Here is a 16,284-nt window from a genome sequence, read left to right on the forward strand (position 1 = left end):
GCGGGCGGCTAATGGGCGGCAGTATCTTGGAGATAAAATCGGGGCTTTGCAAAGTGAGGCGAGGGAGTTACCTCAAGCGGTAATGACCGAAGCCGAACTGAAGCAATCGCCGATTTTAGCCCAAGAGACAACGCCACAAAAAAAGCCAACGCCCTCTAAAGTATTGTGTGCCGTGAGTGGCGGGGTGGATTCTAGTGTCGTGGCGACTTTACTTTACCGAGCTATTGGAGAGAATGTAATCCCTATCTTTGTGGATACTGGCTTACTTCGCAAGGGTGAAAGAGAAGCGGTTGAAAAAATGTTTAAAGAAAATCTCAAAGTGCCTTTGATTACAGTGGATGCAAGTGAGGAATTTTTAGGGCTTTTAAAGGGCGTGAAAGAGCCAGAAAAGAAGCGTAAAATCATCGGCGAAACCTTTATCAAGGTTTTTGAAAGGGAGGCAAAAAAGCATAACAAAAATGGAGAGATAAAATTCCTAGCACAAGGCACACTGTATCCTGATGTGATAGAATCTGTAAGTGTTAAGGGACCTTCTAAGACGATAAAGTCTCATCACAATGTCGGCGGTTTGCCTGAATGGATGAAATTTGAGCTAATCGAGCCTTTGCGTGAGCTTTTTAAAGATGAGGTAAGGGCTTTAGGCAGGGAGCTTGGTATGCCTGAATCTATGCTGATGCGACACCCTTTTCCAGGACCCGGACTTGCCATACGCATAATGGGTGAGGTTACGCGTGAGGATTTGGATTTACTGCGAGAGGCGGATTCTATTTTCATCGAGGAGCTGCATAAATGGGGGCTATATGATAAGGTTTGGCAAGCCTTTTGTGTGCTTTTAAATGTAAGGAGCGTTGGCGTAATGGGTGATAACCGCACCTATGATAATACGATATGTGTGCGAGCGGTGGAGGCAATCGATGGAATGACAGCGAGTTTTTCGCATCTACCACACGAGTTTTTAGAAACTGTTAGCAACCGCATAATAAACGAGGTTGTGGGCATAAATAGAGTGGTGTATGATATAACTTCTAAACCACCTGGAACAATTGAGTGGGAGTAAGGAATGGACAATAAAACTACACAATTAATATGTTCTCTAGCAACTTGGAGAAGTTTAAGAAAGCAAAATAAAACACAAAATGATGTCCTTGAAATCTTTTGCAAAAATATTCTTAATGAATCTTTTTTACATATTCCTTTTGACTCTAAAGATCTTGCACAAAAACTAAAGGAAAATTATGGATTTGAAATATTGACTTCCAGAATAGAGGAAGTATTATCTACAAACCTTAAGTCTTTTATAAAAGAAAACAAGCAAATACACAAATATGAGTGCATCAAGCCTTTAGAGGCAAATAAGCAAGTTTTAGAAGAAATACAAAAATATAAAAAAGAATATGAGTGTTTTTGTGAAGAGCTTAAATCTTTTATACAAAATAAAGATGAAACATATCAAGAATATGAAATACTGCAATCATTTAATATGTTTTTAATAAATGAGAAATATGAAAGCCAAAACTTTAATAATGGAAAGCTTTTATCTTATTTTGCTGAATTTTTATTGCAAAGTAGAAGCAAATATAATGAATTATTAAGAACTATCAAAGAAGGAGCAATCTTAATTGAGGGTTTAAAGTATGAGATAAAAAATACAAAACACAAAAATAAAATCACTTTCTTTTTAGATACCGAAATACTTTTTCATGCGATGAATTATAACGGAGAGTTTTATAAACAAAGATTTGATGATTTTTATAGTCTAGTTTGCAAATATGACTCTGATAGATTGCTCATAGATCTTGTGTATAATGAATTTGTAAAAGCAGAGATTAAAGACTTTTTTGCAGCTGCTGCCAACATTAAAGAAAAAGGTATTATAAGCACTCGCCCAAATGTAGCTATGCAATATCTTTTGGATAATTTTAATGATAGAACAGCACTAGAAAGTGAAGAAACAAGATTTTTCCATAGACTAAAAAAAGACTTTAAGATTAATAAAGATAAGTTTCAATATGAGGAATTATTGAGAAATAATCAAGACTTTAATATAGAGGATAAAAAAATATTGGAGAAAATTGCACAAGATGAAAAATTTAAAAACTTGAAAAACGAGAGCATTAAAGAAAAGATTGAGATGAGTATTAAAATGTTAAGCTATATTAGCATGACGAGAAAGGGTTCTCCAAAAGCATTTTTTGATTCAAAGGCTATGCTAATTAGCGACACCAATTTAACAAATTATATTGCTTGGAATAAGGATATTATGGAGGATAAAACCATACCGCTTTCCAATAGTCTTAATTTTGTCACTAATCGGTTATGGGAATTTGTAGAAACATCTTTTGGGGAAAGTATAGAAGTTTCAACTCAAGCACCTCTTTTTTATATTCAGATAGCACTCAAGGAGATATTAGGAAATACGCTAAGTGAGCAGTATGAAAAAGCAAGAGAGGATTTTAAAAAAGATAATGACAAAATGCGTTTTGAGCAGGAAATCATTGATATTCAAGGTAAGGGAAAACTTGATGTTAGTAAAATTGAAGATGTGGAAACTATTGGGGCAATATTAGACAACGATAGCATTAGAGAAATAAAAAAGTTGCACGAATTGAGCAATGAGAAAGCCAAAAGAGAAGGTATTGAAATTGGTAGAAAACAGGGTCTAGCAGAAGCAGAAAGAAATTTTAAACATCAGCAAAAAAAACAAAATTACCCCAAAAGATTAAAAACCTACAAAAAGAGGCATTGTAAGAAAAAGATAAAGACAAGTATGAGAAAAATTTTAAACTTTATTAAAAACAATAAAATTATCTGCTCTGTAGGTTTGGCTATACTAACTTCCATAATTGATTTTCTTACTACTGGAATAATAAAAACTTTTTTTCAAATGGGATAAATATTCTAAGTCACGATGTATTTTAAAATGAAGCCCCCGTCTTAGTTTTCATACAGAATCTGCACACAACTTTTATAAACTTCCGGATTGTTAATAATGACTACCATAAGTTCTTTTCTAGTTCTTGTAATAGCCTGAAAAAGTGTTTCTGTTGCTGAGTAGTAAGAGCGACTCCTATAACCCAATCGCCCATCATCTGTGTGATAAAAATCCTCTGTTATGGTTACTAGCACTTTATCAAATTCTTGTCCGATTGATTTATGAGAGCTTATGTTAGAATCAAAACGCACATCATCTAACTTTTCCTTATAATACATACTTGTTGTAAGATATATATGTTCATAACCTTTCTTTTCAACTAAATGTTTAATATACTCTTTTGCTTGATTTGTATCCGCCATATAGCGTAATGATATATTGTGATAATCTCCTTGATAAGAATTATCTGTTTTGATTTTTTGTAAATTAAACAATTTAGTAATAAAAGAAACGATTTCCTGATTATATCTAATTTTCTTACCTAGCTTCGTCTTATAATCTGCAATACTTTCAACATACTCAACAACTTCTTCTGCTTTATTATGAGGATTTAGTTTTTGCTTTACATCGTGAGAAAAAATGATGCATTTTTGATTTTTAGCTTTTTCTACAAATTCTTTTAATTCACTCAACCTCACCCTATGTACCTCATCAAAAATAATAATATCTATTTCGGGCTTTATATCATAATTAAAATCCTTAATTGTAGATATTTTCCAGCCATTTTCTTTGAGTGTTTCTATACCACCATTGCTAGAAGCACAATGAACAATCATAACTCCTTTTTCTTTTAAAGTTTTAGCCAAATGATAAATTAGCAAAGTCTTACCAGTTCCAGCTGAACCGGCAATAGAACATATGCTATAAGGATTACACTCTAGTTGCTTTAAGATTTCCTTTTCTATTTTTTCTTGATGACTTGTTAAAAAATATTTATTTTCAAGAAAAGACTTAGTGTTATTAAATGGCGATATAAGGTAATTTGATGGCACAAATAAATCATTTGGACAGGCAATGTCATCTTGCACTTCCTTAAGCGCCTTGACTATTTCTGCAATATCGACTTTAAGCAATTCATTATTGTCATATTGATATACACTTTTATCTTCCGCTATAAATGTAAAACAATAGATTTTTCTATCCAAAAAAGACAGATAGTAATAATTTCTTTGTAGTTGCTTTAAAATTCTTTCTTCATCAATGTTTTTAGACTTTAATTCTATATTTACAATACTTGTTTTACCTATCCTAAGTAGGTCAAATTCTTTATCGATTTGTGGTATTTTATAGTTTAGATAAAAATTTTCAACACAATGAAAATCTCTTTCTAAAGATAAAATCATATCGCACAACAAGCACAAATCCTTCTGTTCGTTGCCTTTTGTTTCTTCAAGTCCTGTGTATTTTTTTACTTCTAGATTATCATTTACAACCTCTAAATTAATGATGTTAACAATATTTAATAAATTTATCTTCTTAACCACCAGTGTGTTCCTAAAATAAAATTTTTATATTGTAAGCATAACATAAATCTTGAGTTTGTTTGGAGTATTGTAAATGATTTACTATAAGGGGGTATTTTATTTCAAAGTGTAGTTTTTTAAAATTGAGTGCTTAAAAAGTGCGATGAAAAGGGAATTTGTTTGTAAAAATGCTTCGATTTAAAGTTGAAAATTAAGCTTAGATTTTTTCACAAAATAGCAATTTTTGCACAAAGCGTCACAAAATCTATCACAAAATAGGTTTTTTAAAAAGCTTTTAAAAGCGTATTAAAGGGCTTTTAAAGCTATCACAAAATTTGTCACAAAATTATTAAATAATACACCGCAACACTTTCCCTACTATAATTACTTCCGCTTGACTTTCTGCTAGAGCGACTGAATAGCTTTTGTATTCTTTATTGACACTAATAATGTCCAAAATCTTTTGGGCTGGGTCCAATTGTAAAAGCTTTACCATTAGTTGTCCTGCGTAGTTTATTATATATAGCCCATCTCCCTTATAATTCCTGTTATCTTCAAACACAACCCAGCTATCAGGCATAAGCATTGGAATCATTGAATACCCTTCTACTCTTATTGCTTTTAGTTTATTGCTTGGGACAGCTTTGAAAAAGGCTTTGTCGATTGTTAAAACCTCTCCACTTTCATAACATTCTAAATCTAAAACTTCATTTCCACCACCTGCTTGTGCAGTTAGATTGAGTTTTGGGATAGTGTAATAAGAATTAGCGTTTAAGGTTTGGGGATATTTATCTATATTGGGAGACAGAATTTTATTGTTTTTCTTGAATTGGGAGACAACATTTTGTGATTGGGAGACAACATTGGGAGACACTTGGGAGACAAAATAATCGCTATCGGTTTGTAAAGCCCTAGACAACTTTTGCAATGTGCTGTTAGTGGGATTTACTTGGCTTTGTGTCTCATATTTTTTTATATTTTGTATAGAAATTCCGCTGCTTTTTGCTAATTCCTCTTGTGTTATCCCTAATGCACTTCTCGCCGCTTTTATTTTTTCTCTTAAATCCATAAAATAAACCTTGACAAGTCTATTAAAATAGACTATAATTACATTACTTTTAAGGGAATTGTATCATAAAAATACAAAAACTTAAAAGTGGTTTGGGTGGGAGGGAAGAATATCACTTTTGGAGCTTTAAAATGAAAGTTTTAAAGTGTAAAAAGGTGGTTGTAAGGCTCAAAGTTTGGAAGCTAAAAATTACTTTCAAACTCGAGCTATAAATCATCTTTTCCACTCCCTTTGTGGAGTGGTTAGATGTAATTATAGCACATTAAAAGGAATAGAAGTGTTAAAGAGGAAAAAATTTACACATATCACTGAAGCAATGGCTAGAAAGGGAATGAAGCTAAAGACTTGGGCTGATTCTAAAGGATTGAATAATACAGATTATCTAATTTTACTAGATATTTCAAAAGGCAGAGTTAAAGGCAAAAGAGGAAGAGCCAAAGAGCTTGTAGAGTTGCTAAAAAGAGATGGATTTAAGGTTGCATAATGGCTTGGATAAGTAGCAAAGAGTTTGCAAACAGATTCTCACTCAATAAAAAGAGTTTAGAAAAGGCTTGTTTTAGGGCAAATTTGAAGAATAAAAAAATTTGTTCCTTAAAGTCTATTATAATAAACTTTAGTTATAGCAGCGGTATAGGTGGATACTCTGGCAAAATCCTCCAAATTTGGGATACACCTTTGAGCGAGGCACAAGCACAAGCTATTGAAAAAGGTTATCCCTTTGAATATGTGCTTGAAATGGAAAAAGCTACAACAGAATCTACTAATATAATCAGTGAGGATTATCACACTAGCACTCTTAATAAAAGCAGCAATAAAACTACTGCAATGACTTCAGTGGAAGTTAGTGCTGTAGATTTAAAAGCAAAGAGTGAAGCACAGCAGTCAAATGCTTTAAGCCATAGTGATGAGGTAGTAAAATCTCATAAAGATACTGATATTAACAAAAAATCTACCCACAAAAAACATTCTCTCATCTCTCTAACTCCTAATCAAAAATCACAAGCCTTGAGTAGAGAGCTAATCTTGCAAGAATATGAGAGTGCCAAGCTTAATGGAATGAAAGTATCCCACTTCATCACTCTAAAAAATAGAAAAGATTCTACTCTCAAACTCACACAGGGAAAACTTTTTGATTGGGCTAGAAAATACAAAGAGCAAGGCTTAGTAGGATTAGCCGACAAAAGAGGAGTAGCAAAGATAGGAGCTAGCAAGTTACCTACTTGGGCAAAAGAAGAAGTGCTTAATCTCTATCGACAAATGGGAAGCGGATATTGCAATCGTATGCAAATTTGGAGAGAAGTGCATATGATGGCGTGCGAGCATATGACTTACGATTATAAAAAGTTTTTAAAATGCGAGATTCCACCGCTTTTCTCACTTAATTCTATGAATCTTTATTTGGATAGATACCTCAAAGAAAACTCCCTAGAACATAGTCTTATTACTTATGGGAGCGATAAAACAGATAGTTATAGAGAGCCCGCTTATGGAACAAAAAGGGAACTCTACATTGCACCTAATGAGTTATGGCAGATGGACTCTTCGCCCTTAGATGCGATTGTCTTAGATGAGGATTCTAAACAAATGCGTCCGCATTTTATTTCAATCGTTGATGTGTATAGTGGCAGGAGCGTGGGAGGGATTGCCACGACTTCAGATTCTAATGCTGTAGTTAGAATCTTATGGAAAGCCTTTAATGCTATGGGTAAGCCTAAAGCCATTCAGTTTGATAATGGGAAAGATTATCTCAGTAAAAAGGTGCAAGGATTAATTGCAGGGCTAGGAATAGCCTATGTTCGAAGTGCTGCTTATAAGGGGAAAGCAAAGGCAGTAGTAGAGAGAAGATTTAGAACCATTCAAGGAAGCTATATTACAGCTCTTAATGGCTATATCGGAAGAAACACAGGAGAGAGAAGTATCATAGAACAGCAAGTGGCTAAAAGAGAGAGAAGAAGCAAAGATATGCTAGGAAATCCTATAAAAACCCAGCAAAAAGAGCTTTTACCCTTAAATCTTGTCAGTGCTTATCTTGATAAAGCGATTGAATATTGGAATATCGATATTAGGACATAAATATACAGAAGTAGTTAATGATTTAAATGGAGAACTTATCAATCTACATAGAATCATACAAACAAATCCTCAAAGTTTGAGTTTAGAACTACAAAGAATGCTAACCTCTAGAGAGATTTTTGATGGTATTAAAAAGGCAAAATTAAAGTTTCTTTGGTGAGATACCATAAAAGAAATAATTAATATTAATCTTTCTTTTTTGCAAGAAATTAAGGATTTGTGGATAGGGGATAGAATTTCTAAATTTCATAGAATTAAAAGTATCAGGATGAATTCCAAGTGCTTGTGCTACATCTTTAGTTTTTACATTTCTATTTCCCTCACTGGCTAAAATGTCTTTTAGTTTTTCAATCACTTCTTGCATTTGCATGTTAAATCCTTTGATTTTAATTTAAATGAATTAAGATATATAAACAATCCAATCTAGCGAAATACGCAAAATAGGCAAAAAATTTCACAAAAAAAAGAACTTTTGACACAAAAAAAGACACATTTTTCTTTTTTATTTGTATCGCAAAAATTATAGCATTCTTATCTTAACAAGTCAAGTTAAAGCCCAAAATATCGTGCTAAACAATATATAATCGCCACACAATTCTTAATACAATTTTTCATTCCAAATATTTCATCAAAAATTGCACTGCAAAAAAACAAATTTATCATCAAATCTCTGCAATTTTCACACAAATTTAACAAAACAATTTTCTTTAAGCAGAAAAATTACTTCCATTCAATTATTTATTTTCCGCTCCCATTCTTGCTATTCTTGCTATTCTTGCTATTCTTGCTATTCTTGCTATTCCCATCGTTTTATCCTCTTGCCTTGTTTGGCACTTTAATTTCTCGCTTTCTATCACTTTTTGCCACTCTTGCCTTGTTTTTATTCTTCGCTTCTATCATTTTCCCTCAAATTGTCGCCCTTGCCTCCACCCAAATCATCTCCACATATCACTTCCCCTCAAACACACTTGTTACTACTCATTCATCTTGCAAATCGCTTCCTTGCTATCGCCCTTGTTGAAATCCTGCTAGTTTTTGGATTCTTGTCCTCTAAAACTCCATTTTGTCTATTACTGCAATTTGCGTTTTATCACTTTCCCATTGTCCGCTTTGATTTTGTGCTTCAAAAACTATCTCATAAATCCCAGCAGATTCCGCACTAAACAAGATTGTTTTACCCTCTACTTGTTTGTTATTTACGATAAATCTTGTCGGATTGTCCCCAAATACGCTAAACCCCATAACCTTTACTTTGTCTCCCACTTCACAAACGCTTTTTGTGGCATATACCCAAACTTCCTTTGCTCCTTCGCCCGCATTGACAATTCCTTCTGCTTCTTTTCTTAGCTTGTCAAATATAGGTTGATAGGCTGTAATATCTTCTGTATTGATTTTATTTAGCACAGAAATGACATTTTGGGCGTGCTTTTCAGCTGTTGCAAGTTCAGCAGCATTACTCATTACATTCAAGAATCCCACATACGCATTAGCTTGATTTATCGCAGCATTATCTCCCACACTTCTTGAGATACTTTCTGCTTGAACCAAGCTTTTGATATTTTCAGCTTGATTTTGACGAATATTTGCCTTTGCATTTAAGCTAGTTATTTCAAGCTCTAGCCTCGTTTTCTCTTCCATAATCCCAAGTTCTCTTTCCTTGAAATCTAATTGCTTTTTTTGTGAATAGGTTTCAAACACAAACCCTCTCTCTTTTAGTTTTGCCTCCTCGATAGCCAAAGCAGTTTGCAATGCTAGTTGCCCCATACTTGTCATCAATGTAGCATATTCTTGCCCACTAAAATTATACTTTTTAGCCTCTTTCATAAAATCACTTCTTTGATACATCGCTTCCAATACAAGCTCAAAATTTTTCAAAAAATCCATTATTTACCTCCTAAATTTTGCAATTTTTGTATTTCATCTAAATTAAAGTCTTTTTTTCTTTTTTTGATGACAATTTCCCCAATAATCCTAAAGAGTTCATCATTCAAAGTCAATCTTTGTCCCTCTAATTCCTCAATTTCCTTTTTTAATTGCTCCAAATATGCCAACAAATCATCTCTCTCTTTGAATAACTCTTTTAATTCCGATAATTTTTGCTCTTGCTGTGCTATCTCTTGTTTTAATTGTTCTATTTCTTCTTTTAGTCCCGATAATTCTTGTTCTTTTTGCTCTATCATCTCTGCAAGATTCTCTTTTTGCTCTTCTAGCCCTGTCTTTTCTGCTCTTAGCGTTGTGATTTCTACCTCTTTGGCTTTTATTTCATCGCTTAGAGCTTTAATCTCTCTATTTAGTGCATTTATAGCCTCTGCAAGTTCTTTGTATTCTTGTTTCTTTTGTTCGAGTAGAGCCTCATTTTCAGGGATTTTAAGTTCTGCATAATGCTTCCTTGTTTCAAGCTTTGGGATTTCTTGATTATGCAAATTTATTTGTTCTTGCAATTCTTGTGCTTGTGCCTCTAAGTTTGTTATTTGCGATTCTAATTCTGCCTTTTTAGCTTTAAGAGATTCTAGATTCGCATTTGCATTTTGCAATTCTTGATCTTTTAAGGCTTTTTGTTCCTCTAATTCCGCAATGCTTTGTTTTAGAGATTCTAGCTCCTCATTATCTGCACTTCCTGCTTGTGCTATTTGCTCTTCTAATTGCTTGATTTGCTCTTGCAATTGTGCTTCTTGTGCTTTTAGAGATTCAATCTCTTTTAGCACTGCCTCATTCTCTGCTTCTTTTTGGGCTAGCTCCTCTTGTTTTTTTGTGAGTTCTTGCTCTTTTTGTGCTAGATTCTCTTTGCTAGTTTCTAACTCCAAGCTCGCATTATCCAAAATAGCATTGATTGCACTCAAAGTTTGGTTTAATTCCTCTGTTTTTGCAGCAATGCTATCGATAATCTCTTTTAGCTTCAAATCTTTGTGAGCTTGAGAGGGGAAATAAGCAATAGCAATCTCATTTCTAGTCGCTCCGCTATATTCTTGATTGTGAATAATTGCTCCACCAAGTTTAATGGTAACTCTATATTTTGCTAATCCACAATGGGGATTACCTTGAAAAGAAAATTTAGAAAAAGCATTTTTGGGTAGAGTGTAAGTTAGAGTTGCACCCACGCTACTTGCATTCCAAGACCATTGACTACCGGGATTTTGATACAAAGGATAATAACAATAATAATATGAGCCATTGCTATAAGTGCTAGGGGCTGAAATGCTTCCTTGTATTTCATTTTCACCTAGTTGATAACTACTAGGAATTGCACTGCTTCCACCACCATTACCACTATAACTTGTAGGAATCTTACCATTTCCATCTAGCCTTAAGATGAAGTTTGCAGAGGTTCTATTTCCTGTAATATAAGGCACACTGCAAATTCTATAATCTTTATCATAAAATACAAGCCCACTAATTCCACCTATAACATTGGAGTTGTATCTAGTGAGAATTGTCCAAACAATCTCTAAAGGATTATCATCTCCTACATCTGCACCCTCTGCTACTCCAATTTTTTCATTATAACTCTTATCTTGCTCTAATTTCTCAATCTCTTTTTCTAATTGTGCTTTTTGTGCGTAAAGATCTTGTATATTACTCATTTTTATCCTTATCCTTAAATAAGCTTGTTAAGTTTATTTAACCCAAAAAAACAAATCAAAAAAAGGGTTAAATTCTAGCAGTTGCGGGTGCATTTGGATTGTTTTTTAAAATTTTAGAGAGGTTAGCGAACTTTGCGTTGCCTCTACCAAACCCACACTCCAAATTCCAGTAGTTGCGTATCTACTAAATGAGACTACCAAATGCGAATTTCTACACTTCATCAAGTTTATTCCAATCATAATCTTTCAATTCCTCACTCATTGGCAATTCCATACTCAAAATTTTAAATTCTTCCTCACTTAAATTCAAAATACCAAAATAACTATTCTCCTCACTTTCCTCTTCAAACAACAAAATCTTTTTATTGATAGTTCCACTAACTAAGCTATTTCCACCGCTATCATCTCCCACCAAATAGCTATAAGCAAAATCCTTGCTCAACACTCTTTTTTGTATTTTTCTTTGGTAATAAAACACGCTATCAGCAGGGGTTAAACTTTTGATTTCTTCTAAAATATCCGCTGCCTTTTTGGTTCTATTTGGGGAAGAGAGCGTGTATTGACTAGGTCTTATTAATCCTCCACCACCACTTCTTGTAGCTGCTACTTTTAAATGCACAAAGCTTTCCAAAAATGGAAGCTCAAAAGCAGTGTAAGTTTTATCATAAATTGGATTTGATGGATAAAACATATTAGAAGACCTATAATTTGCAACCTTCATTCTCCATTCTTCATATTCCTTCAAAGCTTCTTTAGCTTCTTTGATAGTTTGTGTTTTGAGATATTTTGCAAAACTTTCTTTAGCTTTTGGCAGCAGTGCATTAATGCTATCTATCTGTCCTTTGATGCTTGGATAATAAAGCCCGCTATAAGTTAATTCCTCCAAAAACATCGGATAAAACCACACTTCTGCTTTTTTATCCATTGTTCTAAAAACTTCTTCTATCATCAAAATACTTCCATAGTATTCCCAAGCTTTTTCATCAGTCGTATATAAATCACTTTCTTGCACATTTTTATAATGATCTTTTAGCTTTTGTATTTGTGTAAGAATTTCTTGTGTAGTCTTTTTCTTGCCTTTAAAGTGTTTCCGCAACAAAAAGTTAAAATTCGCCCTTTTTGCCTTTTGGTAGTTTTTGATTTTGTCCAAAAAATCATTGGTTATCATTTTCCCATAAAACACCTCTACTTGCTCTTTGAAAACTCGTTCATAAATGCGTTGTGCTGTGCCTAAGATATTAAAATACAATTCATTAAGCTTATTAAAGCCTTCTGTTATTCTTTCATTAGCAGCTTTCATATTATTTTCCAAAGTATCTTGTCTAGCCTCCAAACTCAAATCAAATTTACTTAAAGGTACTTCGTGGCTAGAAAACACGCTACTAAAATATCCCTCATTCCCACCTTGTGTATAATGTCCTCTATTTGTGATTTTCTCATCTATTCTATTAGTATGGTATTTCCCCAAAATTCCCTTAGTTGCATCATAAGGGATACTAGGCGAGTAGCTTTCACTCCCTGCACTTTGGGATTTATAAATACTCCCATTAGCAAAAATTTCATAAGGGCAATAAATCAGCCAATGCGTAAGCTGATCTTTTGCAAATTTTGCCTCTTGCAAAGATTCTAAACTACTTTGCATTGAGGCAATTCTATTAGCCTGTGCTTGAATAAATGGCATTTTATCTTCTATATTCATCGCATAAAAGCTATAAGCCAAAGAAGCTACACTTCCAGCAATCACAGCGATAGTTATCCAACTGGTTGCACCATAAGTTACAATGCTCAAAACAACCCCAACAACAGCAACAACAATATTCAAAAGTGCTTCAAAAATATTCCCATCAAAGATACTTTCATACCACTTTTTTTCGCTTTGGGCTTTTTTGTCTGCATACTCCCACGCAATAGGTTGATATTCTTCCCATTTTAATCCTAGCTCATAATCTTTTGAGATTTGCTCATACTGCCTTAATTTTTCTTTATAATACCTATCCCTTTTCTTTTTCCAGCTATTACTCATATCCTAACGCAAATCTATCCCTTCTTTGGTAGCACTTTTTGGATTATTTGCACTTATTTCTTGTGCTAGAATTCCTTGTGCGTTATACTTCCTAGCTTTTGCAAGGGATTCTTCTATTTTGGCTTGTTTTTCTTGTAGCTCAAGCTGCAGTGCTAAATCCTGTGTAGGATTTTGCATTTGGGCTTGTTGCTCATTTAGATTTTGTATAAGTTCCTCAACCTCTAAAGCAATAGGGCTTTCAGTATCTTTTAGCATTGCAGGGAGTAAGCCGCTAATTAAAGCAGGATTTACACTAGCAATGGTTTTAATCATCTCGCTCCAATGAGAGAATCTTTCCTCCCTTCCTAGCATTTTGAGGGTAGTTTTATATTCTAAATCAAACTTGCCAATTCTTATTTTATTCTCATTATTGGTGTTAATCTCAAAATACCTCTCTCCCACTTTTTTATCCACGATTTTAAATACCTGCTTTTTAGTAAAATAGTTTTGTATAAAGGAAATTGCTTTTTTAAAAATTGCTTTGTCCATATCATCACTAACTTTTAGATAATCCTGTAAGCTCATAAGCCCACTATCTCTTTTTTGCATAAAGGCAGCTGCACTCTGTCTATTTCCACCGCCGCCCAAAATTTCATCATTAATACCACTAATAAGTTTCATTAATTGTCTTTTCTCATTAACCTTTTGGCTTAGCACTGCTATGTCGCTTCGATTTTCAATAATATTGATTTTTTTTAATCCACCACTTCTTACAGGAGTGAAGCTATTATCCAGTGAGGCACTTTCCACAAACTCTTCTTGATTAATCACTGCATCTTCTTCATAGAATGCCTTAAAACTTCCAAGCATATTCCCCATTCTAATTTCAGCAAAGTTAATATAATCCTGCAAAGGCTTAATATTCCTAAATATCCCATACCACTTGCCTTTATGATCAATATTGTTTTTTGCAATAATAAATGGGTGTTCATTATTTAAAAATGGCTGTTTTTCAAAAAGATAAACTTCATTACCAAAAGCCCAAATATATCTATTCCAGCTCCCACTTTCTAAAAACCAGCTTTCAACAACCTTTACCCTTTTTTCATAAGTCCCATCATCGTAACTTTCAAAATTCTTATCCCCAAATTGCTCTTTTGCCTCTTCTAAACTCATATCAAAAAGGCGGTGGAATCTTCTTGCATCAAGTGCGTTTTTATCTACTGAATACTTATCAATAATAAAGCTTTGCGGTGGGATATTTCTTAGCTCTATCTCCATATCCCCTTCTTTATCTTGAGTAATCCAAATTTCCATAACACCCATTCCAAGTATCAAATCCAAATCCCGCTTGACTATCTCCCTATCATAAAGCTCACTTTGGGAAAACACTTTTAAAATATCATTAAGCAAAAATGCCAAAGCCTTATCCTCTTGCTGTCTGCCTGAAACTTTGACTTCTTGAATACTTTGGGTTTTATACCCCAAATAGCTACTCACAATAGTTTTAAAAATATTCTCACTAAGCGGGATCTGCCCCCGCTCTTTTGTAATACTCACAACATCGCTGGGGAGTTGTTCTGCGTGGTAGTATTCCAATGCTTTTTTAAATTCTGTAATACTACTTGAATTACTTTCATAATCTTTTTTAAAAAACTCTTCTAATTCTTGTAAAGATTTCAAAAAAATCCTTTTATTCTTGTTGTGCGGCAAATTCCAAAATACTAGAATTTTGAACTTCTTGTGCTTCTTGTGCTTCTTTTTGCTCTTTAGCCAAAGCATTGTCCTCTTGTGTCTCTTGAACTTCTTGTGCTTCTTTTTGCTCTTTAGCCAAAGCATTGTCCTCTTGTGTCTCTTGAACTTCTTGTGCTTCTTTTTGCTTGTTGTGCTTCTTTTTCTTAGCTTCAAAAAATGGCTTATTTAAGAGATATTTGGAATAATAATCATCGCTCATCACCAAAATATCCCCTTTTTTGATATTGTATTTTTTGCCTTTATGGTTGTAGATGAAATCCTTCTCCCCCACATAAATAATCTCCAAAGTAGATACAAATATTTTCATTTTTAAAGCCTTTCAAAATACCCATCGCTACTTTGGTAATCTGCGTTTTCTACATCCATTGGTGTGCCTTGTGTGCGTTTGGGTAGATTTTCCTTTTTGGAAGGTGTTTTGCTTTGGGAATAGACTTGATAAAGACTTTCAAAAAATTCATCAGGTGGAAGATTATCTAGCTTTCTTTTTTCTCTTGGGGGCAAATCATTCTCATAAAAATCAATCATTGCATCAGTATCTGCATTAGGATTCTTTTTAAGAAAATCACTTTCTGCTTTTTCTAAAATACTAAAAGAATTCTTTTGTGCGATAGTTTGCTCTAATTGTGCTGCCCTATTCTTTTTATCCCCTATCCTTTGAGCCAAAAACTCTTCTTCTTTATTTAACACATTTTGGAAAAATGCCTCTTCATCTTCAAAGAACAATTCTTTTTCTTCAGGACTCAAACTTTGGCTTAAATACTTTGCAAAATCTGCATTTTTAGTTTCTTCCAATCCTTGTAATTCTCTTTGCAAAGATTCTAACTCGCTTTTCTCTAATGAACTATCAAAAGGATTAGGTTGCCTACCTTGCCCTTGCCCTTGTGGATTTGCTACTGCATTTGGATTTTGATTTTGCACTTCTTCTTGCATAAAAACTCCTTAATTTTTTGTGAAGAGAATACTATTTAAAAAGAATTTTCAAAAAAAGGGTTAAAAGGTTAAAATGCAAGTTTTACCGATATTTGTAGATTATGGGGGGGGGGGGATTTCCATTTTGGAAATAACCACTTTTTCATCAAGCTCTTTTTTATCAATGTTTTGGAATGCCTCTGCTATGGAGTAAAAAGGTGTTTTGTTATAAAACCTGCTTGTATGAGTGAATAGCCTCTCTCTCCATAGTCTTTGAGAAATCTTTTAAGCTGTGCTATGCCTACCTTCACTCCTAACAAATCACTTAGCTCATAACTAAGGCGACTTGCGGGGATTGCCCCTTAAGCGTTCCCCACTCTTATTTTTATGAGTTTATTTATAGTCTTTACCTGATTATTTCGCTTTCTTGACTTTAAAAAAATAAAGTATTATAATACAACAAGCTTTGGGTAGAATACTATCTAATTCAAGTGTAGGCT

The 16,284-nt window shown here is 33.7% G+C and carries 11 protein-coding genes and 2 pseudogenes; 4 read left to right on the top strand and 9 right to left on the bottom strand.

The window, feature by feature from the left end; translation table 11 throughout:
- Positions 1-157: 157 nt before the first annotated feature.
- Positions 158-1,057, top strand: a pseudogene (guaA, locus tag EL247_RS04280) (glutamine-hydrolyzing GMP synthase); the annotation flags it as partial.
- Between the two features lie 3 nt (positions 1,058-1,060).
- Complete coding sequence (locus tag EL247_RS04285; RefSeq protein ID WP_104745262.1) at positions 1,061-2,893, top strand: hypothetical protein; 1,833 nt, start codon at positions 1,061-1,063, stop codon at positions 2,891-2,893.
- A gap of 41 nt (positions 2,894-2,934) precedes the next feature.
- On the opposite strand, the gene EL247_RS04290 is transcribed toward EL247_RS04285, so the two are convergent.
- Entirely contained in the window at positions 2,935-4,416 is a 1,482-nt protein-coding gene (locus EL247_RS04290) for a DNA/RNA helicase domain-containing protein (protein ID WP_104745263.1), read from the bottom strand.
- A 328-nt stretch (positions 4,417-4,744) separates the two neighbouring features.
- Positions 4,745-5,464, bottom strand: coding sequence for an XRE family transcriptional regulator (locus tag EL247_RS04295; RefSeq protein WP_104745264.1), 720 nt, complete (start codon positions 5,462-5,464; stop codon positions 4,745-4,747).
- 277 nt (positions 5,465-5,741) lie between these two features.
- Here EL247_RS04295 and EL247_RS04300 point away from each other — a divergent pair, with 277 nt between their 5' ends.
- Complete coding sequence (locus EL247_RS04300) at positions 5,742-5,948, top strand: hypothetical protein (RefSeq protein ID WP_126442039.1); 207 nt, start codon at positions 5,742-5,744, stop codon at positions 5,946-5,948.
- On the top strand, positions 5,948-7,537 hold the full coding sequence (locus tag EL247_RS04305; RefSeq protein ID WP_104745266.1) for a DDE-type integrase/transposase/recombinase: 1,590 nt from the start codon (positions 5,948-5,950) through the stop codon (positions 7,535-7,537). Before EL247_RS04300 ends, EL247_RS04305 begins: the two co-directional genes overlap by 1 nt.
- 151 nt (positions 7,538-7,688) lie before the next feature.
- Here EL247_RS04305 and EL247_RS04310 read toward each other — a convergent pair.
- The 7 genes and pseudogenes from EL247_RS04310 to EL247_RS04340 all read right to left on the bottom strand — a co-directional run.
- A pseudogene (locus EL247_RS04310) lies at positions 7,689-7,907 on the bottom strand (S24 family peptidase); the annotation flags it as partial.
- Positions 7,908-8,587: 680 nt separating this feature from the next.
- A complete protein-coding gene (locus EL247_RS04315) occupies positions 8,588-9,421 on the bottom strand; it encodes a hypothetical protein (RefSeq protein ID WP_126442040.1) in 834 nt (277 codons plus the stop codon).
- Entirely contained in the window at positions 9,421-11,118 is a 1,698-nt protein-coding gene (locus tag EL247_RS04320; protein ID WP_126442041.1) for a coiled-coil domain-containing protein, read from the bottom strand. Before EL247_RS04320 ends, EL247_RS04315 begins: the two co-directional genes overlap by 1 nt.
- Positions 11,119-11,329: 211 nt before the next feature.
- The gene (locus EL247_RS04325) at positions 11,330-13,141 is read right to left on the bottom strand and encodes a hypothetical protein (RefSeq protein WP_126442042.1); all 1,812 of its coding nucleotides are present in this window, start codon (positions 13,139-13,141) and stop codon (positions 11,330-11,332) included.
- Between the two features lie 3 nt (positions 13,142-13,144).
- A complete protein-coding gene (locus tag EL247_RS04330; RefSeq protein ID WP_126442043.1) occupies positions 13,145-14,803 on the bottom strand; it encodes a portal protein in 1,659 nt (552 codons plus the stop codon).
- Between the two features lie 10 nt (positions 14,804-14,813).
- Positions 14,814-15,182 (bottom strand): hypothetical protein, encoded by a 369-nt coding sequence (locus tag EL247_RS04335; protein ID WP_126442044.1) that lies wholly within the window; start codon positions 15,180-15,182, stop codon positions 14,814-14,816.
- Positions 15,183-15,184: 2 nt separating this feature from the next.
- Positions 15,185-15,805: a hypothetical protein gene (locus EL247_RS04340; RefSeq protein ID WP_126442045.1), complete on the bottom strand. Its 621-nt coding sequence runs from the start codon at positions 15,803-15,805 to the stop codon at positions 15,185-15,187.
- Positions 15,806-16,284: the final 479 nt, after the last annotated feature.

Origin of the sequence: Helicobacter pullorum (genome assembly GCF_900638355.1) — a bacterium.
Classification (GTDB): Bacteria; Campylobacterota; Campylobacteria; order Campylobacterales; family Helicobacteraceae; genus Helicobacter_D; species Helicobacter_D pullorum.

Excerpts from the sequence above, each read along its gene's own strand:
- EL247_RS04315 (WP_126442040.1), bottom strand. The coding sequence starts at position 9,421 with ATGGATTTTTTGAAAAATTTTGAGCTTGTATTGGAAGCGATGTATCAA.
- EL247_RS04335 (WP_126442044.1), bottom strand. The coding sequence starts at position 15,182 with ATGAAAATATTTGTATCTACTTTGGAGATTATTTATGTGGGGGAGAAG.
- EL247_RS04325 (WP_126442042.1), bottom strand. The coding sequence starts at position 13,141 with ATGAGTAATAGCTGGAAAAAGAAAAGGGATAGGTATTATAAAGAAAAA.
- EL247_RS04305 (WP_104745266.1), top strand. The coding sequence starts at position 5,948 with ATGGCTTGGATAAGTAGCAAAGAGTTTGCAAACAGATTCTCACTCAAT.
- EL247_RS04340 (WP_126442045.1), bottom strand. The coding sequence starts at position 15,805 with ATGCAAGAAGAAGTGCAAAATCAAAATCCAAATGCAGTAGCAAATCCA.
- EL247_RS04320 (WP_126442041.1), bottom strand. The coding sequence starts at position 11,118 with ATGAGTAATATACAAGATCTTTACGCACAAAAAGCACAATTAGAAAAA.
- EL247_RS04295 (WP_104745264.1), bottom strand. The coding sequence starts at position 5,464 with ATGGATTTAAGAGAAAAAATAAAAGCGGCGAGAAGTGCATTAGGGATA.
- EL247_RS04285 (WP_104745262.1), top strand. The coding sequence starts at position 1,061 with ATGGACAATAAAACTACACAATTAATATGTTCTCTAGCAACTTGGAGA.